Annotated in this window: 15 protein-coding genes; 2 read left to right on the forward strand and 13 right to left on the reverse strand. The window is 71.2% G+C overall.

Annotated features, from left to right (window positions below; genetic code table 11):
• Positions 1 to 316: 316 nt before the first annotated feature.
• Positions 317 to 3,811, reverse strand: coding sequence for a bifunctional proline dehydrogenase/L-glutamate gamma-semialdehyde dehydrogenase (locus GB932_RS01840; RefSeq protein ID WP_156759020.1), 3,495 nt, complete (start codon positions 3,809 to 3,811; stop codon positions 317 to 319).
• 266 nt (positions 3,812 to 4,077) lie between these two features.
• On the opposite strand from GB932_RS01840, the gene GB932_RS01845 reads away from it, so the two are divergent.
• Positions 4,078 to 5,010: a LysR family transcriptional regulator gene (locus GB932_RS01845; protein WP_156759021.1), complete on the forward strand. Its 933-nt coding sequence runs from the start codon at positions 4,078 to 4,080 to the stop codon at positions 5,008 to 5,010.
• Between the two features lie 202 nt (positions 5,011 to 5,212).
• Here GB932_RS01845 and GB932_RS01850 read toward each other — a convergent pair whose 3' ends face one another.
• The 9 genes from GB932_RS01850 to GB932_RS01890 all read right to left on the reverse strand — a co-directional run bounded on the left by GB932_RS01850 (position 5,213) and on the right by GB932_RS01890 (position 13,589).
• Positions 5,213 to 5,602, reverse strand: a complete 390-nt coding sequence (locus tag GB932_RS01850; RefSeq protein WP_156759022.1) for a hypothetical protein — start codon at positions 5,600 to 5,602, stop codon at positions 5,213 to 5,215.
• Positions 5,603 to 5,689: 87 nt separating this feature from the next.
• Positions 5,690 to 7,120 (reverse strand): ABC transporter permease, encoded by a 1,431-nt coding sequence (locus GB932_RS01855; RefSeq protein ID WP_231915956.1) that lies wholly within the window; start codon positions 7,118 to 7,120, stop codon positions 5,690 to 5,692.
• Positions 7,117 to 7,893 (reverse strand): ABC transporter ATP-binding protein, encoded by a 777-nt coding sequence (locus tag GB932_RS01860; RefSeq protein WP_156759023.1) that lies wholly within the window; start codon positions 7,891 to 7,893, stop codon positions 7,117 to 7,119. The genes GB932_RS01855 and GB932_RS01860 overlap by 4 nt, the downstream gene beginning before the upstream one ends.
• A gap of 196 nt (positions 7,894 to 8,089) precedes the next feature.
• Positions 8,090 to 8,740, reverse strand: a complete 651-nt coding sequence (locus tag GB932_RS01865) for a response regulator (protein WP_156759024.1) — start codon at positions 8,738 to 8,740, stop codon at positions 8,090 to 8,092.
• Positions 8,737 to 9,945, reverse strand: coding sequence for a sensor histidine kinase (locus tag GB932_RS01870; protein WP_231915957.1), 1,209 nt, complete (start codon positions 9,943 to 9,945; stop codon positions 8,737 to 8,739). The genes GB932_RS01865 and GB932_RS01870 overlap by 4 nt, the downstream gene beginning before the upstream one ends.
• 65 nt (positions 9,946 to 10,010) lie before the next feature.
• On the reverse strand, positions 10,011 to 10,625 hold the full coding sequence (locus GB932_RS01875; protein ID WP_156759026.1) for a DUF4916 domain-containing protein: 615 nt from the start codon (positions 10,623 to 10,625) through the stop codon (positions 10,011 to 10,013).
• 27 nt (positions 10,626 to 10,652) lie between these two features.
• Positions 10,653 to 12,968: a heavy metal translocating P-type ATPase gene (locus tag GB932_RS01880; protein ID WP_156759027.1), complete on the reverse strand. Its 2,316-nt coding sequence runs from the start codon at positions 12,966 to 12,968 to the stop codon at positions 10,653 to 10,655.
• Between the two features lie 80 nt (positions 12,969 to 13,048).
• Positions 13,049 to 13,279: a heavy-metal-associated domain-containing protein gene (locus GB932_RS01885; protein ID WP_156759028.1), complete on the reverse strand. Its 231-nt coding sequence runs from the start codon at positions 13,277 to 13,279 to the stop codon at positions 13,049 to 13,051.
• 10 nt (positions 13,280 to 13,289) lie between these two features.
• Positions 13,290 to 13,589 (reverse strand): metal-sensitive transcriptional regulator, encoded by a 300-nt coding sequence (locus tag GB932_RS01890; RefSeq protein ID WP_156759029.1) that lies wholly within the window; start codon positions 13,587 to 13,589, stop codon positions 13,290 to 13,292.
• A 100-nt stretch (positions 13,590 to 13,689) separates the two neighbouring features.
• On the opposite strand from GB932_RS01890, the gene GB932_RS01895 reads away from it, so the two are divergent.
• Positions 13,690 to 14,322 (forward strand): alpha/beta hydrolase, encoded by a 633-nt coding sequence (locus GB932_RS01895; protein WP_156759030.1) that lies wholly within the window; start codon positions 13,690 to 13,692, stop codon positions 14,320 to 14,322.
• A 72-nt stretch (positions 14,323 to 14,394) separates the two neighbouring features.
• On the opposite strand, the gene GB932_RS01900 is transcribed toward GB932_RS01895, so the two are convergent.
• From GB932_RS01900 to GB932_RS01910, 3 genes are all read right to left on the reverse strand, one after another.
• Entirely contained in the window at positions 14,395 to 19,080 is a 4,686-nt protein-coding gene (locus GB932_RS01900; RefSeq protein WP_156759031.1) for a rhamnogalacturonan lyase family protein, read from the reverse strand.
• A gap of 209 nt (positions 19,081 to 19,289) precedes the next feature.
• Positions 19,290 to 19,487 (reverse strand): hypothetical protein, encoded by a 198-nt coding sequence (locus GB932_RS01905; protein ID WP_156759032.1) that lies wholly within the window; start codon positions 19,485 to 19,487, stop codon positions 19,290 to 19,292.
• A gap of 74 nt (positions 19,488 to 19,561) precedes the next feature.
• Positions 19,562 to 19,735, reverse strand: a complete 174-nt coding sequence (locus GB932_RS01910) for a hypothetical protein (protein WP_156759033.1) — start codon at positions 19,733 to 19,735, stop codon at positions 19,562 to 19,564.
• Positions 19,736 to 19,752 lie beyond the last annotated feature (17 nt).

The following is a 19,752-nucleotide window of genomic DNA, read 5'->3' on the forward strand; positions in this document are numbered from 1 at the left end:
AGATCCGGCACTTTCGACGAATGTGAGCACGCTGCCTCGCCATCACAACGCAGTCATTCGACCGGCATCACACCCCAACTCGCCCCTTTCCGGCCGCTCGCCCGCCGATCTGACTGCGTCGTGCTGCGCGGGCGCTTCCGGCTGCCGCTCCCAGGCTCACGTGGTCGCCCCCTGCACGGGCCGCGCATTCCTACCGCCCCGCCAACACAACGCAGTCGATCCGGGGCCCGGATGGCTCGATCGCACCCTTACGGGCACGATCCGCTCGGATCGACTGCGTTGTGTTGGTGAATCTGCGGAGAGGGGGACCGAGGCCTCAGCGCGCGACGAGGTCGCTCGCGCCTCCCGCGACGACGGGCACCTCGTAGCGGCGCGGGTTGCCGAAGCGGTGCGCCGTGATCGACACGGCCTGCTCGCGCACGAACGGCAGCATCTCGACGCGGCCCGCCGACGTGACCTCGCCCGCGTAGATCGCGATGTTCGGCTCGCCCTTCGTCGCCCGGATGATGGGATCCGCCGACGCGCCGACGAGGCGGATTCGTGCGCCCGTCTCCGTGAACGACGCGGCGCGCGCGGCCCACGCCTCGGCGTCCTCGACGTGCGCGGCGGCGCCGACCTCGGTGAGGTACTCGCGCACCTCGCGCGGCAGGCGCTCGATGCTCGAGACCGTGATCGGGGCGCCGATCCGCGCTCCCGCGGCGACGACGCGCACGAGCTCCGCGATGCGGGATCCTTCGTAACGGACCGTCACCGCCGTCGGCACATAGCGCAGCACGTTCTGCTCGAGCTCGAGGCCCTGCGCGTCACGCGCGACGCCGAACTCGTCGTGCCACGCGGCGATGTCGGTTCCGAGGGCCGCCTCAAGCCAGTCGCGGTCCTCGGCGGTCACGGCCTTGGCGGCGCGGCGCGCCGCGGCGTCGGAGCGGCTCTCGCCCGCGACGGGAGCGTCCGACCAGCGGCCCAGGCCGAAGAGGTAGCTCGGCCCGCCCGCCTTCGTCCCGGCGCCCACGGCCGACTTCTTCCAGCCGCCGAACGGCTGACGCTGCACGATGGCGCCCGTGATGACCCGGTTGACGTACGCGTTGCCGGCCTGGATGGATCCGAGCCACTGCTGGATCTCACCGGCATCGAGCGAGTGCAGGCCCGAGGTGAGGCCGTATTCGACGGCGTTCACGATCTCGATGGCCTCCTCGAGCGTCTCGGCCTCGATGATGCCGGCGACGGGCCCGAAGTACTCGGTCATGTGGAACTCCGATCCGGGCTTCACGCCCTCACGCAGGCCCGGCGTCCACAGCGCCTCGCCGAGCTGCTTCGGCTCGAGCATCCACTTCTGGCCCGGCTCCAGCTCGGTGAGGCCGCGGAGGAGCTTGCCCTCGGCAGGAGCGATCACGGGGCCGATGCGCGCACCCTCGGTCCAGGGCATGCCGACCTCGTAGCCCTCGATCGCATCGAGCAGCTGGCGCCGGAACCGCCTGCTCTTCGCGACGGATCCGACGAGCACGATGAGCGACGCGGCCGAGCACTTCTGGCCGGCGTGGCCGAACGCCGAGTACGCGGCGTCCTTCGCGGCGAGGTCGAAGTCGGCGCTCGGCGTGACGATGAGCGCGTTCTTGCCGCTCGTCTCCGCGAGCAGCGGCAGGTCGGGGCGGAACGAGCGGAACAGCTCGGCCGTCTCGTAGGCGCCCGTGAGGATCGCCTGGTCGACCGACGAGTGCGCGAGCAGCTGGGATCCGAGCTCGCGCCCCTCGAGCTTCACGAGGCGCAGGACCTCGCGCGGCACGCCGGCCTCCCAGAGCGCCTCAGCGACGACGGCGCCCGTGCGGGACGCCTGGCGGGCGGGCTTGAAGACGACGGCGGATCCGGCGGCGAGCGCCGCGAGGACGCCGCCGGCGGGGATCGCGGCGGGGAAGTTCCACGGCGGGATCACGGCGGTGACCTTCGCGGAGGCGTACTGTGCGCCGTCGACCTCCGCGAGGAGCTCGGCGCTGCGGGCGTAGAAGTGCGCGAAGTCGATCGCCTCGCTCACCTCGGGGTCGCCCTGCTCGACGACCTTGCCGCACTCGGATCCCATGACCTCGAGCAGGTCGGCGCGGTGCCGCTCGAGCGCGTCACCCGCGCGGTGCAGGATCTCGACCCGCTCGGCGAGCGGCAGCGCCGTCCAGGCGTCGGCCGCGGCGAGCGCGCCGTCGATGAGGGCGTCGAGCTCGGCGGCCTCGCGGATCGTCGCGTCCTCGAGCGCCTTCTTCCCGAGCTCGGAGCCCTCCATGCGCGAGCGGATCCCCGCGGCCCAGTCGCGGTTCGCGCTCACGGCCGGATCCGTGTCGGGCGTACCGTGGTACTCGCCGCGCGGCCCCTCGGGCTGCGGCTGCGCGCGGTCCATGACGCGATTGGGCGTCGGCACCTCGGTCGGCATCATCTCGATCGACGTGAGGAAGCGCTCCTTCTCGCGCTGGAAGAGGCGCTCGTCGCGGTCGAGGTCGAACACGGCCGACATGAAGTTGTCGGAGCTCGCTCCCTCCTCGAGGCGGCGGATCAGGTAGGCGATCGCCACGTCGAACTCGTCGGGGTGCACGACGGGCGTGTAGAGCAGGAGCTCGCCGACGTCGCGGCGCACGACGGCGGCCTGGGCCGTCGCCATGCCGAGGAGCATCTCGAACTCGACTCCCGAGCCGGGCTCGATGCGGATGCCGCGCTTCTCCGAGAGGAGCTTGGCGAGCGCGATGTCGAAGAGGTTGTGGCCCGCGATGCCGATGTGGACGTTGGCGATGCGCTCGGGCGTGAGGGCGTAGTCGAGCACCTGCTTGTAGCCGGCGTCGGTGTGCTGCTTCGTCGGCCACGTGGCCATCGGCCAGTCGTGGGTCTCGGCGTCGACCTGCTCCATCGGCAGGTTCGCGCCCTTGACGACGCGCACCTTGATGGGGGCCCCGCCGTTCGCGACGCGCGCCGCCGCCCACTCCTGCAGGCGAATCATGGCGCCGAGGCTGTCGGGCAGGTACGCCTGCAGGACGATGCCTGCGCGCACCGCCTGGAACTCGTCGCGATCGAGGATCCGCTGGAAGACGTCGAGCGTCAGGTCGAGATCCTTGTACTCCTCCATGTCGAGGTTGAGGAACGTGTCGTGCTCGCGCGCGGCCCGGTACACGGGGGCGAGCGCCTCGACGGCCTCGTCGACGGCCTGGTCGTGCGCCCACAGGCTGTGGGGGGCGACCGTCGACGACACCTTGATCGAGACGTAGTCGACGTCGTCGCGCTCGATCAGGCGGATCGTGCCGGCGACCCGCTTGTCGGCCTCGCGCTGGCCGAGGATCGCCTCGCCGAGCAGGTTGACGTTGAGGCGGGTGCCCTCGCCGCCGATCTTCGCGAGCGCCGGACCCAGCTTGGTCTCGCTCGCGTCGACGATGAGGTGGCGCACCATCTCACGCAGCACGCGGCGGGCGATCGGGACGACGATCTGGGGGAAGGTCGTCGCGACGGATCCGCCGAGGCGGACGAGCCCGCGCAGCGGCGCGGGGAGGAAGGCGGGCACGCACTGCGAGACGCGGCGGAAGTTGCGGGCCGCCACGTGGAGGTCCTCGGGCTGCACGACACCGTCGACGAAGCCGACCGCGAAGTCGAGCCCCTTCGGGTCGCTGAGCACGCCGGCGAGGTTCTTCGCGGCCGCGTCGACCTTCTCGCCGCGGGCGGCCTCGAGCCACGTGCGCACCTGTGCGATCGCCTGATCGGCGAGCGCCTGGTCGACGCCTGTATGCACGGCGGCTCCTGTCGTGTCTGGGGCCTGGAACTGCGCGTGGTTTCGCGGCTCGATGGTCATGAAGTTCACCTCTTTCCGGTCTCGGTCTCTCCATCGTGAGCGCTCGAAACCTTCAGGTAAAGCAGACAGTTTCGAAGGGATCCGTTCGGAAACTTCGAATGGTTGCGCGGCGGTGCTACGGCGGCCCTCAGGGCGAGGACGCCGGTGATGCGTGAAGCCCCTCATGGCGCTCCCTCCTTCGCGAACGCGGTGCACCCATGGTGCTCCCGCGGACGCGCCGGAAACACCCCCTGAGGTCGAACGGATCCGTTCGCTACTGTCGAAGGATGAGCACGGGCTGGAGCACCCACCGGCTCCTGCTGCTGCGGGAGCTCCAGCTGCGCGGCACGATCACCGCCGTCGCGACCGCGCTCAGCTACTCCCCATCGACCGTCTCCCAGCAGCTCGCCCAGCTCGAGCGCGAGGTTGGCGCCCCGCTCCTGCAGGCCGACGGACGGCGCGTGCGCCTCACCGCGCAGGGCGAGACCGTCGCCGCACACGCCGCCAACGTCCTCGCCCTCGAAGAGCGCGCCCGCGCCGACATCGACGTCGACAACCCCATGCCCGCCCCCGTGCGGATCGCCGCCCTGCAGACCTCCGCCCGCGCGCTGCTCCCCCGCATGCTCGACATGCTCGCCGTCACCCACCCCGGCATGCGCGTCGAAGCATGGGTGCTGCCGCCCGAAGAGGGGCTCTTCGAGGTCGAGGCCCGCGGCTTCGACCTCGTCATCGCCGAGCAGTACCCCGGCCACACCCGCGAGCACCGCGCAGGCCTCGACCGCGTCACGCTCGGGAAGGATCCGATCCGCCTCGCCGTCAGCCCCGACTCGCCGATCCGCACGCTCGCCGACGCCGCCGACGAGCCGTGGGTGATGGAGCCCATCGGCACCGCCGTGCGCACCTGGTCCGTCCAGCAGTGCCGCGACGTCGGCTTCGAACCCGATGTGCGCTACAGCGCCGCCGACCTCCTCGCACAGGTGCGCCTCATCTCCTCCGGCCACGCCGTCGGCCTGCTGCCCGAACAGCTCCTCGCCGGCGACGAGAGCCCCGTACGGCTCATCGACCTCCCCGGATCCCCCAGCCGCGAGATCTTCACCGCCGCCCGCGAGTCCTCCAGCGACGCCAAGGGCATCATCGCCGTCCGCGACGCCCTCGCCCAGGCCTTCCACGACGCCACCGCCGTCTTCGAGGATCCGAACGCGATGCCGCACATCGATTGAATCTTTCCGCCAATAGGGCGAAAAGATTCAATATCCCCTTTGGGCAGATCCGGCTTCGCCGTCTGCCCGATCTTCTCGCCAGAGGGGCGAGAAGATTCAATTGCCTCTCTGGGCAGATCCGGCTTCGCCGTCTGCCCGATCTGGCAGCCCGAGCAGCGAGAGAACACAGATCCGGGCTCCGTGGATTGCGTCTCACCAGCCGTCAGGCGAGGGGCAGAACCAGAGAATCTCCATCAGACTCCCCGACGCGCACAGCGACGGGAGACCAGTGTTCAGCGCGCCACACAACGGTCCATTCCGATCCGTCACCGCCGACGCTCCTGATCACACCATGGGGTGGAAGCCCACCATCCTCGGCACTCAGCTTCAGACCGGTCATCAGACGTTCGGCCCCGGTGAGTGGAAACCCGTCACGGGGCGCGTCGCCCACCGCGACGTCCTTCAAGAACGTCGCCAGTTCCCGTCGATACTCCCTGTCGCACTTCTCCGTGATGGCGCTGGATTCGGCGACGGCGACGACACGGACGCCTCGACCCCGCTTCTCAGCCGTGACAAGGACAGTGAGTCCGCTGCCCAGTCGAATGCGCTTCACACGATCATGCTGGCACCTCGAGCGTGATCGGGACAGACCGGACGACCCACACGCGAGCAGGTATCGTCGCCTCGGCCCGCCCACGCCTCACGCCACGGCGAGCGCCTCGACGGGCGAGACGCGGGTAGCGAGGCGTGTGGGGGCGACGGCCGCGAGCAGCGTGAGGATCGCCATCGACGCGACGACGATCAGCACCGGCTCCCACGGCACGGCCGGCGCGACGAGGATCCCGCCCGAGGGCACCGATCCCAGGAGCGACTGCGCCCCCACCCAGCCGTACGCGATCCCGAGCAGGAGCCCGAGCGCGGTCGCGGCGATCGTGATGTGCGCGGCCTCGAGCAGCACCATGCGGCGGATCTGCCCCGACGACAGCCCGAGGGCGCGCAGCAGGCCGAGCTCCGTGCGCCGCTGCACGACGCCGATCGTCAGCAGATTCACCAGCCCGACCGCCGCGATCACCGCCGAGATCGCCACGAGCCCCATCATCACGCCCGTGAAGGTGTCGAAGAACACGTCGTAGCCGTACTCGGAGATCTGCTGCGGCGTGAGGCCCTCGAAGATCACCGTCTGGGCCGACTCCGACGCGACGGCGAACATCGTCACGAGCGTCACGCCGACGACGACGCCGATCGCCATGCGGCTGGACCGCTCGGGGTAGCGCAGCGCGTTCTCCGCCGCCATGCGCGACGTCGCGGATCCGCCGAACATACGGCCGACGAGCCGCAGCACGGGCGGCATGACGGCCGTGGATCCCATCACGAGCGCCGTGAACGACAGCAGACCGCCGACGAAGCCGATCATGATCGCGAGCGGCGTGAAGAGCCCCGCGATGAGCCCGCCCGTCAGGAGCAGGACCCCCAGCAGGGCGAAGACGATCGCGAAGCCGCCGCGCGCCGACCGGCGCGTGACCTCCTCGCGCGAGCGCTCGACGGATCCGCCGAGCGCCTGGCTGGGCGTCACGGTCAGGACGCGGCGGGATCCCGCCCACGCGGCCGCCCACGTCGTCAGCACGACCGCGACGAACGGCGCGATCATCGACGGCTGCAGGACGGCGCCGTAGCCGGGGGCATCGAGGACGTTCCCAGCGATCGCCGTCCCTGCGAACGCGAGCGCGACGCCGATGGCGGATCCGATCGCGGCGCCGATGAGGCCGACGACGAGCCCCTGGTTCGCGACGCGCGTGCGTTCGGAGCGCGCCGTCGCGCCGATGAGGCGCATGAGAGCGATCCGGCGAGTGCGCCCCGCGACGATCGTGGAGAACGTGTTCGCCGTGACGATCGCCCCCACATACATCGCGATGGCGATGAGCAGGATGGTGAGGATGCCGACGTAGAGCGCGACGGAGTCACCGGCGAGCGTCGATTCGGCGAGGAAGCCGATGTATCCCGTCGCCGCGAGCAGGACGACGCCGAACGCCGACGACAGCGCCGCGACGAGCACGCTCGCGCCCATCCCGCGCTCGCGCAGGAAGCCGAGCGAGACGCGCCGCACGGGCGCGTCGAGGAGGGCGGCGGTCATGCCGCGACCCCCGCCTGCTCCTGCTCGGTGCGCAGCATGTGCGCCGAGATCTCGTCCGCGCTCTGGCGCGGCTTGTCGGCGACGACCCGACCGTCGCCGAGGAACAGCACGCGGTCGGCGTGGCTCGCCGCGATCGGGTCGTGCGTGACCATCGCGATGCTCTGGCCGCGCTCCGCGCTCGCGCGGCGCAGCAGGTCGAGCACCTCTCGGCCCGTGCGCGAGTCGAGGTTGCCCGTCGGCTCATCGGCGAACACGAGATCCGGTCCCGTCGCGAGGGCGCGCGCGATCGCAACGCGCTGCTGCTGGCCGCCGCTCAGCTCGTGCGGGCGGTGCGTGAGCCGGTCGCCGAGGCCCAGCGCGTCGACGAGGTCGCGGATCCGCTGGCTCTCCTCGTCGGTCGGGCGACGCCCGTCGAGGTCGAACGGCAGCAGGATGTTCGCCCGCACATCGAGCGTCGGCACGAGATTGAAGGCCTGGAATACGAAGCCCACGCGGCGGCGCCGCAGGAGCGTGAGCTCGCGGTCGCCGAGGCCGGTGATCTCGGTGTCGCCGATCCAGGCGCGGCCGCTCGTCGGCTCGTCGAGGCCGGCCATGATGTGCATGAGGGTCGACTTGCCCGATCCGCTCGGCCCCATGATCGCGGTGAACTCGCCGCGGCGGATCCCGACGCTGACGTCGTCGAGGGCGCGCACGGATCCGTCGCCGGACCCGTACGTCCTCGTGAGGTGCATGACGCGGGCCGCGAGGCCCATCTCACTGGTGCTGATCTCCATACCCCCGACGCTATGGACCGGAGGGCTCCCCCGTCATCGGGCGGCAGGCTGATCCGCGTACGACTCCGGGATGATCCTCCCCTCCAACACAATGCAGTCGATTCTGGCGGCATCGACCCAGGAGACCGGTTCGGCGGCGGTCTCGGGCCGCGATCGACTGCATTATGTGGGAGCAGGCGGAGGGCCGGGCCCGATCTCAACCCGCGAGGCCGTGGTCGTAGGCGAAGACGACGAGCTGCACGCGGTCGCGCAGGGCGAGCTTCGCGAGGATCCGGCTGACGTGCGTCTTCACCGTCGCCTCGCTGAGGAACTCGCGCGCCGCGATCTCGGAGTTGTTCAGGCCCCGCGCCGCGAGGGCGAAGATCTCGCGTTCGCGGTCGGTCAGGCGCTCGAATTCGGCAGGCACGGGGCGCGTCTCGTCCGTGAACTGTTCGAAGAGCTCGCGGGTAGCCCCCGCCGCGATCACAGAGGATCCGGCGTGCACGCCGCGCACGGCCGCGAGGAGGAACTCCGGGTGCGCGTCTTTGAGCAGGAAGCCGCTCGCCCCGTTGCGGATCGCTCGCGCCGCCGCCTCGTCCAGGTCGAACGTCGTCAGCATGACGATGCGCGGCGGATCGTCGCGCTGCAGGATCGCCGCCGTCGCCTCGAGGCCGTCCAAGACGGGCATGCGGATGTCCATGAGCACGAGGTCGGGCTTCGTCTGCGCGACCATGGCGACGGCCTGCAGCCCGTCGCCCGCCTCGCCGACGACCTCCATATCGGGCTGCGAGCTGATGAGCATGCGCACGCCCGCGCGGAACAGCTCCTGGTCGTCGACGAGCGCGACGCGCACCGGTGCCTCGGTCATGAAGAGAATGTCCCTCGCTGTTCGCCCCGGCCGGGGACCTCCTGCTCACGGCGCAGGTCCGCCCATGAGATGTGCGCCCGCACGACGAACTGGCGTTCGAGGTGCTCGACCTCGAGGGTTCCGCCGGCGAGCTGTGCGCGTTCGCGCATACCGATGATGCCGTGTCCCTGGTGCTCCTGCTCGCGGCGCGCGCCGGTTCCGTTGCGGATCATCACGTTCACGGATCCCGGATGCCATGCGAGGGCCACGTCGACGGCGCCGCCGTCGCCGTGCCGCAGCGCGTTCGTGAGGGCCTCCTGCAGGATCCGGTACACCGCGAGCTGCACGGCGGCGGGCACATCGCCCTGCGGAGCCGGATCGATGTCGACGACGAGCTCCACCCCGGCCTGGCGCACCTGCGCGAGCAGCGGGTCGATGTCGGCGATCGTCGGCTGCGGCCCCTGCGCCTCCTGATGCCGCAGCTGCGCGAGGAGCATCCGCACGTCCGAGAGCGCGGAGCGCGCCGTGCTCCCGATCGTTCCGAGCGCATCGGTCGCGATCGACGGATCCGCGGCCGCGGCGTACCTGGCGCCATCGGCCTGCGCGACGATGACCGCGAGCGAGTGGGCGACGACGTCGTGCATGTCGCGCGCGATGCGCACCCGCTCGTGCTCGGCGCGCGCCTCGGCCTCGGCGACCGACTGCGCCTCGCGGTTCTCCCGCGCGCGGCGCAGGGCGCGCACGAGGGCGCCCGCCGTCCACGACAGCGCGAGCCCGAACAGCGCCGTCCCGAAGATCGGGATGAGCATGAGGATCGTGCGCCACCACTCCTGCTCGGTGAACAGCCACCCGATGGCGAGGACGTACACCGCGATCGTCACGGATCCGACGCCAGCGGACGCGAGGCCGATCCACATCACGAGGCGGGATCCGTATGCCGCCGTGACGTACAGCACGCCGAAGATCGCAACATTGGTCGCGAGCGGCGACAGGCCCAGCGCCATCTGCAGGATCGCGCCCGCCCAGGCGATCGCGAGCGACAGCGCCGGGTTGAGGCGACGCACGGCGAGGGCGGCCGACATGAACGCCGCGATGAGCGGAACGAACGCGACAGAGTCGAAATCGAACGCGCCGATGACGCTCGTCAGAGCGAAGAAGATGACCGCGAGGACGATGTCGATCGCGAGCCGGACCTTCCCGATCCGGCGGAATGTCGAGCGGGGCACCCTCTCACGGTAGGAGATGCGTCCGCGCGGCGCGTCCCCCTGGAGGTGTATTCGCGCGGTGCGCGTCAGCGCAGGGCGCCGACGCTCGCGAGCGCCTGGCGGATGAGCGAGCCGCGCCCGCCCTCCATCTCAGCCGAGAGAGCGTCGGTCGCCGCCTCGTCCGGTGTCATCCACGTCACCTCAAGGGCGTCCTGCCGAGGCTCGCACGTGCCGGTGACGGGCACGACGTACGCGAGCGAGACGGCGTGCTGGCGGTCGTCATGGAACGGGGTGATGCCGGGGATCGGGAAGTACTCGGCGACCGTGAACGGCACGGGCTGCGGCGGCACCTGCGGGAACGCCATGGGCCCGAGGTCGTTCTCGAGGTGCCGGTAGAGCGCGTCGCGCACGGTCTCGCCGTGGCGCACGCGCCCCGACACGATCGTGCGGGTCAGCTCGCCCACGCTCGTCGAGCGCAGGAGGATGCCCACCTCGGTGACCTGGCCCGTGCCGTCGGTGCGCACGGGGACGGCCTCGACGTAGAGGATCGGCAGTCGGCGCCGCGCCTCGGCGAGCTCGACCTCGCTCAGCCAGGCCGGATTCGCGGATCCGCCCGGCACACCGCCGAGCCCGCTGAGATCGCTCGCGAGGTCGCGCTCGGGAAGGTCGTCCGGATCGGGATCAGGTGTGCGTACCGCCATGGCATCACGCTACCGCCCCGTGCCCTGCTACCGGGACCGCTTCAGGCGCAGGCTGTTCAGCACGACGAAGACCGAGCTGAACGCCATCGCGGCGCCCGCGAGCATGGGTGCGAGCAGCCCCAGAGCCGCGACGGGGATCGCCGCGACGTTGTACGCGAAGGCCCAGAACAGGTTGCCGCGGATGATGCCGAGCGTGCGGCGCGAGAGACGCACCGCGTCGGCCGCGACGCGCAGGTCGCCGCGCACGAGGGTGAGGTCGCTCGCCTCGATCGCGACGTCGGTCCCCGTGCCCATCGCCATCCCGAGATCGGCCTGGGCGAGGGCCGCGGCGTCGTTGATGCCGTCGCCGACCATCGCGACACGGCGCCCCTCGGCCTGCAGGTCCTTCACGACCGACACCTTCTCGTGCGGGAGCACGCCCGCGATGACGCGGTCGATCCCCACCTCGGCGGCGACGGCGCGCGCCGGCTCCTCGGCGTCGCCCGTGACGAGGACGGGTTCGAGCCCGAGATCCCGCAGCGCGGCCACGGCCTCGGCGCTCGTCGGCTTCACGGTGTCGGCGACGGCGATCACTCCGCGCGCCTTCCCGTCCCAGGCGACGGCGACGACGGTCGCGCCGGTGCTCTGCTCGTCCCCGCTGTGCGCCCCGCTCGCCGCTGACGCGTCGATCGGGGACCCCGTGCGCACGGCGTGGGCCCAGTCGAACGCCGCGCGCAGCTCGTCCGTCAGGCTCGCCCCCCACTCATCCAGCAGGCGCGGGCGGCCGATCACGACGGCGTGCCCGTCGACGATGCCCTGCGCCCCGAGCCCCTCGAGGTTCCGGAAGTCGGACACCCCGGGCGACTCGCCATGACGCGCCCTGCCGTCGTCGGGAGATGGGGCGTGTCGTGGCGACCCATTCGCCGCTGCGGCCGCGATCGCGCGGGCGATGGGGTGCTCGGATCCGCTCTCGAGCGCGGCGGCGATGCGGAGCACCTCGTCCGCGGACTCGCCCGAGCCGGGGATCACGCGCGACAGCGTCATCTCACCGGCCGTGACCGTGCCCGTCTTGTCGAGGACGATCGTGTCGATGCGGCGCGCGCGCTCAAGGGCATCGGAGTCCTTGATGAGGATCCCCTGCTGCGCCCCGCGACCCGTGCCGATCATGAGCGCGAGCGGCGTCGCGAGCCCGAGCGCGCACGGGCAGGCGATGATGAGCACCGCCACGGCGGCCGTGAACGCAGCGGCCGCCGGCTGGCCGAGGAGCAGCCACGCGGCGAGCGTGCCGGTCGCGATCACGAAGACGATGGGGACGAAGATCCCGGCGACGCGATCCGCGAGCCGCTGCGCGCCCGCCTTCGACGTCTGCGCCTCCTCGACGAGCTTCGCCATCTGCGCGAGCTGCGTGTCGGATCCGACCCGCGTGGCGCGGACGACGAGCAGGCCGCCCGCGTTGATCGTGCCGCCCACGACGGTGTCGCCCGGCGCGACCTCGGCCGGCACCGGCTCGCCCGTGACCATCGACTGGTCGACGGCACTGGATCCCTCGATGACGACGCCGTCGGTCGCGATCCGCTCGCCGGGGCGCACGACGAACGCGTCGTCGACCCGCAGGCGCGCGACCGGGATCCGCGATTCGGATCCGTCGGATGCGCGCACCGCGACGTCCTTCGCGCCGACGTCGAGCAGCGCCCGCAGCGCGTCGCCCGCCCGCAGCTTGCTGCGCGCCTCGATGAACCGCCCCGCGAGGATGAACGTCGTCACGCCGGCGGCGGCCTCGAGATAGATGGATCCGGATCCGTCGGCGTGCCGCGCGAGCAGCGACCAGCCGTGCGACATGCCGATCTCACCGGCCGTGCCGAACACGAGGGCGTAGAGGCTCCAGCCGAGCGCGGCGATCGTGCCGACGGAGACGAGCGTGTCCATCGTGGCGGCGCCGTGGCGCAGGTTCGCCCAGGCCGCGCGGTGGAAGCCCCACCCGCCCCAGACCACCACGGGCACGGCGAGGACGAGCGACACCCACTGCCAGCCGGGGAACTGCAGCGGCGGGATCATGGCGAGGACGACGACGGGGGTGCTCAGCGCGGTGCTCCACACGAGGCGCGTGCGCACCTGCCGCAGGTGGGCCTCGCGGTCGTCGTCGGCGTCGGGCTCGGGCAGCGCGGCGCCGTATCCCGCCGCCTCGACCGCGCGGATCAGCTCGTCGGGCGTCGTCGTGTCGGGAAACGCGATGTGCGCCTTCTCGGTCGCATAGTTGACCTGCGCCGAGACGCCGTCGAGCTTCGTGAGCCTGCGCTCGATGCGGTTCGCGCACGAGGCGCACGTCATGCCGCGGATGTCGAGGTCGAGCTCTGTCGTGTTCATCTCGCGTTCCTCCTTCGTCGTGGTGTGTCGGGCATGTCCGCCGCCCTCCCGTGCGAGTGGGCGGCGGACGGATGCGCGGGTCAGGCCGGGGAGAGCCCCAGGTCGCCGCGGGCGGCGAGCGCGTAGCCGGCCTCCTTCACGGCGGACGCCACGGCCGCGTCGTCGACCGCGGGCGCCGTGACCTCGAGGCGGCCCGACGCGAGGTCGACGTCGACCTTCTCGACGCCGGCGATCTCGGACACCTCCTCGGTCACGCTCCTGACGCAGTGCTGGCAGGTCATCCCCTGGACGGTGTAGGTCTTCGTGGTCATCGTCTTCTCCTTATGAACGGACCAGGCGTGCGATCGCGTCGGACGCCTCGGTGATCTTGTCGTCGGCCACGGCGCCGCCCTCGCGGACGGCGTCGGCCACGCAGTGCGAGAGGTGGTCGTCGAGCAGCCCGAGGGCGACCGATTCGAGCGCCTTCTTGGCCGCCGACACCTGCGTGAGGATGTCGATGCAGTACGTGTCCTGATCGACCATGCGCTGGAGCCCCCGCACCTGGCCCTCGATGCGCCGGAGGCGCGCGAGCACCTTGTCCTTGCTCTCGATGTAGCCGTGTGCGTGCGTGTCATCTGACATGTGGGTTCCTCTCCTCGCCGACGACAACAGCATACCCCCATGGGGTATTCCTGGCGCGACCGATTCCGTCGATGTCGGACGTGGGCGTCATGATGGATCCATGCAGACGCCGAAACTCGACGACGACGCCGTGCTGTGGCAGGGCGAGCCCGCGGGCCGCCCGCTCCTCGTCCTCCTGCACGGCTACGGATCCGACGAACGCGACCTGTTCGCGCTCCGCGAGCACCTGCCGAGCGAGTTCGCGATCGCCGCTGTCCGGGCGCCGCTCGAGCCGCCGTTCCCGATGGGCGGGTACTCCTGGTACCCGATCGAGGGGCTCGACTCACGCGACCCCGCGCGCGTGACGGACGCCGCGCGGCGCGTGCTCGAGTGGCTCGACACCGCCGCGACCGCCGCGGACTCGATCGGCCTGCTCGGCTTCTCGCAGGGCGGCGCCGTGGCGCTGCAGGCGCTGCGGCTGGATCCCGAGCGCGTCGCGTTCGTCGTCAACCTCTCCGGCTATGCGCCCGGCGGCGAGCTGCCGGGCGACGAGGCCCTCGAGGAGGCCCGCCCGCCCGTGTTCTGGGGCCGCGGATCCGCCGACGAGGTGATCCCCGAGGCCGCCGTCGCGAACACGATCGACTGGCTGCCGGGCCACAGCGAGCTCGCGGGGAGCATCTACCCCGGGCTCGCGCACGCCGTCTCCCCACAGGAGATCGACGACGTGGCGACCTTCCTGCGCAAGCGGCTGTAGACCGTCCCCTGCGCACGCCCCGCGCACGCCGGAGGCGGACGGCGCATCGCGCCGCCCGCCTCCGCCAGACCGCTACTCGGCGCTGACCGCGTCGTAGGCGACGGTCGACGTGGTCACGTCGCCGTTCGCGTCCGTCACCGTGATCTCCACGGATCCGGCCTCGATCTCGGGCGCCCGCGTCTGGAACGCGACCGATCGCGTACCGTCCGCGCGGAGCCTCCGGATCGTCTTCTCGCCGAACTCCGACGAGACAACGACGGTCACGAAGCCGTCCGATCCGTTGGTCACCGAGATGGTCAGCATGATGTTCCCGCCGACGTTCCGCGACCCGACCTCGGCCGTGACGGGCGAGACCTCGACGGGCTCGACCTCCGGAGCCTCCGTCGTGTAGCGCAGGGACGGCGCGGCCGGCTGCTCCATGCCCTCGCCGAGGAAGTAGCTCGTGTGCGGGGGCTGGTTGTAGGCCGACGGCTGCGTCGCGACCGCGACCCGGTACGCCGGATCCGACATGAGCGTACGCAGCTTGTGCTCGGTCTCGTCGACCGTCGTGAAGATGCGCAGCGCCGACGAGTCGGCCGTTCGGTACATGATCTCCTCGCGCCAGTCGCCGAACAGGTCGGCCTGCAGCGCGGGGTTGCCCTTCGTGCTGTTGTTGGTCAGCACGCCCTCCGGAGAGAAGATCGGCACCTGCGCGCCGTTCTCGTAGTCCCACTTCGACACGACGGGCGCACCGGATCCGGCCTCGCTGTCGTAGTCGTGGTCGACGATCTCGCTGAGCAGGTCACCGTCCCAGAGGCCGGTGAAGTTCGCCGCCGGAATCGACTCGGAGATCAGCTCGCCGGAGACGCTCTTCAGCTGCCCGACGGGCGAGTTCCATGCGGCGTCGCCCCCGACGGCCCAGCCTTCAGCACCCTCGTAGCGGGGGTCGATGTCGGCCATCGCCGCGCGGCCCGTGTCGCGCTCTGCGGGGATGTCCCACAGGATCTCGCCCGTCGCGGCGTCGCGGAAGGTCGCGCCGCGGTTATCGGAGCGCCCCATGTCCTCCTGCGCGGCGAACAGCTCCAGCCCCGGACGCGAGGGGTCGAAGTCGCTCACGTGCAGCGCGTCGCCGTGGCCGAGGCCCGTCGAGTACAGCCCGGTGCCGTCGTCGTCGATCGTCGCGGATCCGAAGATGATCTCGTCCTTCTGATCACCGTCGACGTCCGCCACGTTCATGTTGTGGTTGCCCTGGCCGTAGTAGTCGCCGTTGCCAGGATCCGAGGAGTCGAACACCCAGCGGCTGATGAGGTTCTCTCCGTCGAAGTCGAAGGCCGCGACGACCGCGCGGGTGTAGTAGCCGCGGCTGAACACGACGCTCGGGTGCTCTCCGTCGAGGTACGCGACGGACGCGAGGAAGCGGTCGACCCGGTTGCCGTACGTGTCGCCCCAGGATCCGACGTCGCCGCGCGCAGGGATGTAGTCGATCGTGTCGACCGCGGCCCCCGTGGATCCGTCGAACACCGTGAGGTACTCGGGACCCTGCAGGATGTAGCCGTTCGACGCGCGCCAGTCGGCGTCCGGATCCCCGATGACGGCGCCCGTGCCGTCGACCGTGCCGTCCGCCGTCTTCAGGAACAGCTCCGCGCGGCCGTCGCCGTTCACGTCGGCGAGCATCGGCTGCGAATAGTGCGCGCCGGCGCGGATGTTGCGGCCCAGGTCGATGCGCCACAGCCGCGTGCCGTCGAGCTCGTAGGCATCGAAGAGCACGTTGCCCGTGTAGCCCGAGTGCGAGTTGTCGTGCGCGTTGGTCGGGTTCCACAGCAGCACGATCTCGTACTCGCCGTCGCCATCGACATCGCCGACGGTCGCGTCGTTCGCCGTGTACTCGAACGGCTGGCCGTCGGGCGTGGTGCCGCCCGCGGGCTTGTCGAGCGGCACGTCCAGGAACTGGTCACCCCACACCGCGAACTCGTCGGTCGCCCAGACTTCGCCGTCGTCGCCGAGGAGCGAGATGCGATAGGCCGACTCGGCGGTTCCGCCGGCGTCGACGAAGTTCGTGCTGCCCGTGACGGGCTCGGCGGTGAGCCGCTCGCCGTCGCGGTAGACGTGGAAGGCCACGTCGTCCGGGTCGTCGCCGTTCATGCGCCACCCCAGGTACACGCCGCCGTCCTGCGCGACCGCGACCGGCTGGCGGCCGATGCGCTCGGAGTCGCGCGCGAGCACGGTGTCGGCGGGCGTCTCGAGCGCATCGGACGCCTCGCCCGCGCCGCCGGCGTTGACCGCCTGCACGCGATAGAAGTACGGCACCGTCGTCAGCACATCGCCGTCGACGAACGCCGCCTCGTCGGTGCGGCCGATGACCCCGAACTCGCCGTCCGCGCTCTCCGCGCGGCTCACGAGGTAGAACAGCGCGCCCTCGGTGTCGTCCCACGAGAGGCTCACCTCGCGTGCCTGCACGTCGTCGGCGACGAGGCCCGTGGGCGCCGCGGGAACCGCGACGTCGGGGTCGATCACGTCGACCTCGACGGCCTGCGATGTCACCGACTCATCGGATCCCGACACGGCGGCGACGGCGTACGAGTACGTCGTACCGGCCTGGGCCTCATCGTCGGTCGCCGTGAGCTCGTCGGTCTCGGCGACGAGCTCGACGGTGCCATCGGGCGCCGTGCGGTAGAGGCGGTAGGAGTCGGCATCGGCCGATTCCCGCCAGCTGAGGGAGACGGATCCCGTCGCGCCGCCGACCTCGACGGCGTCGACCGTCAGGGCCTCGGGCGCGACGAGGATCGGCGTGATCTCGAAGCCGTTGAGGTGTCCCGTCTGCCCCGTGATCGTCAGCGTGAGCTGGCCGTCCTCGACGACGATGCCCTCGAAGACCTTCTCGGTCGCGCCGCGGCTGACCGAGACGCCGCCGTGGTCGCGGCCCTCGATCTCGACGTTCGTGCGGACGGTGCCGAGCAGGTCGCCGACCGTGACGCTCGCGGAGTAGTCGCCGTTGGGAACGTCGACGACGAAGTCGTACGAGCCGCCGAAGTACGCGACGAAGTCGCGCTCGACGTCGCCGAGCTCGGATCCGCGGTCGCGGTCGATCATCTCGCTCGCGTCGACGATGCCGAAGCCGCGCTCCGCGTCGTAGATCGTCTCGCGCGTGACCTCCTCGAAGCCGTCGGCGACGACGGATCCGACCGGCCCGAAGTCGTAGCGGTGCTGCGCGACGCGCGTCGTCGCCGTGACGACCGCGCTGGGCTCGCCCTCGCCGAGGCCGTTGGCGGCCGCGACGCGGAAGTCGTATGCCGCGCCCTCGTCGAGGCCCGTGATGGGAGCCTGCGGGATCGTCGACGTGCCCGCGAGGGTGAAGTCGTCGGATCCGGACGACGCGCGGTACACGCGATAGATGTCGGCTTCGGCGGTCTCGTCCCAGACGAGGTTCACCGAGGCGCCGGTCGTGCCCGCGACGGACAGCCCCGTCGGGGCGGCGGGGACGGCGTCGGGCGTCGACACATCGACGGCGTCGGAGATCGGCAGTCCGAGCTCGGCGACGTCGAGGGCGACGAGGCGCGCCACCTGGATCGCGCCGTACTCCTGGAAGTGCGTGTTGTCCTGCGTCCCATCGGGGCGGTTCGGGTAGACGCCGGCGGGGACGTGCAGGAAGACCGACTTCGCGTCCTCCACCCCGATCTCGTCGAGGTACGCGCGGCTGGAGGCCGACAGGTCGACGAGCGGCACGTCGAGCTCGGCCGCGACGTCCTTCGTCGCCTGCACGTACTCGGGGAAGCTCTCGTTGAACACGCCTGCGTCACCGTCGTAGTCGAGGCGGTTGACGGGCGTGACGAGCACCGGGGTGCCGCCGCGCTGCCGGGTGCCCTCGACGTAGATCTTGAGGTAGTCGCGGAAGTCCTCGGGGCTCGTGTAGCGCTCAGGCACCGACGCGGTCGCGTCGTTGTGGCCGAACTGCGTGAAGACGTAGTCGCCGGGGCGCACGCTGCGCAGCACGCTGTCGAGGCGGCCCTGCTCGACGAACGAGCGCGAGCTGCGGCCGCCGATCGACTGGTTGTCGACCGCGACGTCGTCGGTGAGGAAGCGGTCGAAGACCTGACCCCAGCCGGCCTGCGGCTCCCAGTACGGGTCGTAGGTCTGCATCGTCGAGTCGCCCGTGAGGTACGCCGTCGGCACGGTGGCCGCGTCGCGTGCGGGCTGCGGGGTGATCTCGAGCGCGGCGATGTTCGGCGTCTCGCCCGTGAAGGTGAAGGTCATCTGCCCGTCGACGAGCGCGATGTCGTAGCTCATCTCGAGGAACTCACCCGTCGCGCGCTGCGTCGGCTGCACCTTCTGGATGAACTCGCTCGCGATGGCGATGTCGGTGGGCCCGCCGGTGTCGCCCGCGATGAGCGAGACGGTGTAGTCGACGTTCTCGAGGTCGACGACGAAGCTCGCCTCCTTCGGCGTCACGAAGTCGCCGCGCAGGGCGTCGCCGCCGCGATCGGTCGCCGTGACGGATCCGCCCTCGACGAAGCCGAAGCCGACCTCGGGGGTGTAGGCGGTGTCGGCGGCGACGGCGGTGTAGCCGTCGGCGGTCGCGCCGGAGCCGAAGTCGAACCGCACCGCCTCGGGCGCGGCTTCGGTCGCCGCGGGGCGCACGGGGACGCCGGCGGACGCCGCGCCTCCCGTGACGACGAGTCCGCTGACGACGAGCGCCGCCGCCGCGGATCCGCTGATGAGTCGTGTGGTCGCGCGCCGCGGGCTCTGTGGGGAGCCGCCGGCGCGCCAGAATGCGCTGGACATCCGATCCTCTCTGATCGCTGCGCATCGACGTCGTCGCCGATGCGTCACCCGTGCGAGGGCACGCCGACCACCGTCGTGACCACGGGTCACGCGCAGGGGAAAGCGCTATCCCTGAACATAGTGAGACGTTTCAGGCGCGTCAAGGCGATTCTCAGGATCGGGGCGATGCGGCGGCGCGGAGCGAGACGCCCAGCGCGACACCGGCATGATCATGGAGCGCCGGCGTCGTCGGGGTCGTCCGGCGGATCCGCGAGCGCGTAGGCGAACACGACGGCCACCACCACGGCGATCGCGACGAGGGCGAAGACGTCGAAGGTACCCGAGAACGCGAGGGCGAGCCCGACGCCGAGCCCGACCGCCGCTCCCGGGTTCGGGGTGCGCCTGCCGTCTTCTGCGTCGCCGCTCACGTCCCCACGGTATGCAGGCCGCCTCCCTCGGTACCACCCCTTCGCAGGGCCGGACGCGCCGATCCTTCGGGGCCTCAATCGCCGCGGGTCGAGAACGCGACCGCGAACATCACGGCGAACACCGCTCCGATCCCGAGCCACATGGGGTCGTCGGTGGCGACCCAGATCCCGACGCCCACGGCGACGCCGAGCCCGATGCCGAGGCCCCAGTTGAACCGCCTCCGCGGTCCGCGCTTCCCCTCCGTCATGCTCTCACCATAGGCGC

This window comes from Microbacterium karelineae (genome assembly GCF_009745985.1).
GTDB lineage: Bacteria > Actinomycetota > Actinomycetes > Actinomycetales > Microbacteriaceae > Microbacterium > Microbacterium karelineae.

Bases quoted from the DNA above. Each gene is read 5' to 3' on its own strand.
- GB932_RS01875 (WP_156759026.1), bottom strand. From the start codon at position 10,625: ATGGCGGTACGCACACCTGATCCCGATCCGGACGACCTTCCCGAGCGC.
- GB932_RS01865 (WP_156759024.1), bottom strand. From the start codon at position 8,740: ATGACCGAGGCACCGGTGCGCGTCGCGCTCGTCGACGACCAGGAGCTG.
- GB932_RS01890 (WP_156759029.1), bottom strand. From the start codon at position 13,589: ATGTCAGATGACACGCACGCACACGGCTACATCGAGAGCAAGGACAAG.
- GB932_RS01885 (WP_156759028.1), bottom strand. From the start codon at position 13,279: ATGACCACGAAGACCTACACCGTCCAGGGGATGACCTGCCAGCACTGC.
- GB932_RS01900 (WP_156759031.1), bottom strand. From the start codon at position 19,080: ATGTCCAGCGCATTCTGGCGCGCCGGCGGCTCCCCACAGAGCCCGCGG.
- GB932_RS01855 (WP_231915956.1), bottom strand. From the start codon at position 7,120: ATGACCGCCGCCCTCCTCGACGCGCCCGTGCGGCGCGTCTCGCTCGGC.
- GB932_RS01845 (WP_156759021.1), top strand. From the start codon at position 4,078: ATGAGCACGGGCTGGAGCACCCACCGGCTCCTGCTGCTGCGGGAGCTC.
- GB932_RS01910 (WP_156759033.1), bottom strand. From the start codon at position 19,735: ATGACGGAGGGGAAGCGCGGACCGCGGAGGCGGTTCAACTGGGGCCTC.
- GB932_RS01880 (WP_156759027.1), bottom strand. From the start codon at position 12,968: ATGAACACGACAGAGCTCGACCTCGACATCCGCGGCATGACGTGCGCC.
- GB932_RS01895 (WP_156759030.1), top strand. From the start codon at position 13,690: ATGCAGACGCCGAAACTCGACGACGACGCCGTGCTGTGGCAGGGCGAG.
- GB932_RS01840 (WP_156759020.1), bottom strand. From the start codon at position 3,811: ATGACCATCGAGCCGCGAAACCACGCGCAGTTCCAGGCCCCAGACACG.
- GB932_RS01860 (WP_156759023.1), bottom strand. From the start codon at position 7,893: ATGGAGATCAGCACCAGTGAGATGGGCCTCGCGGCCCGCGTCATGCAC.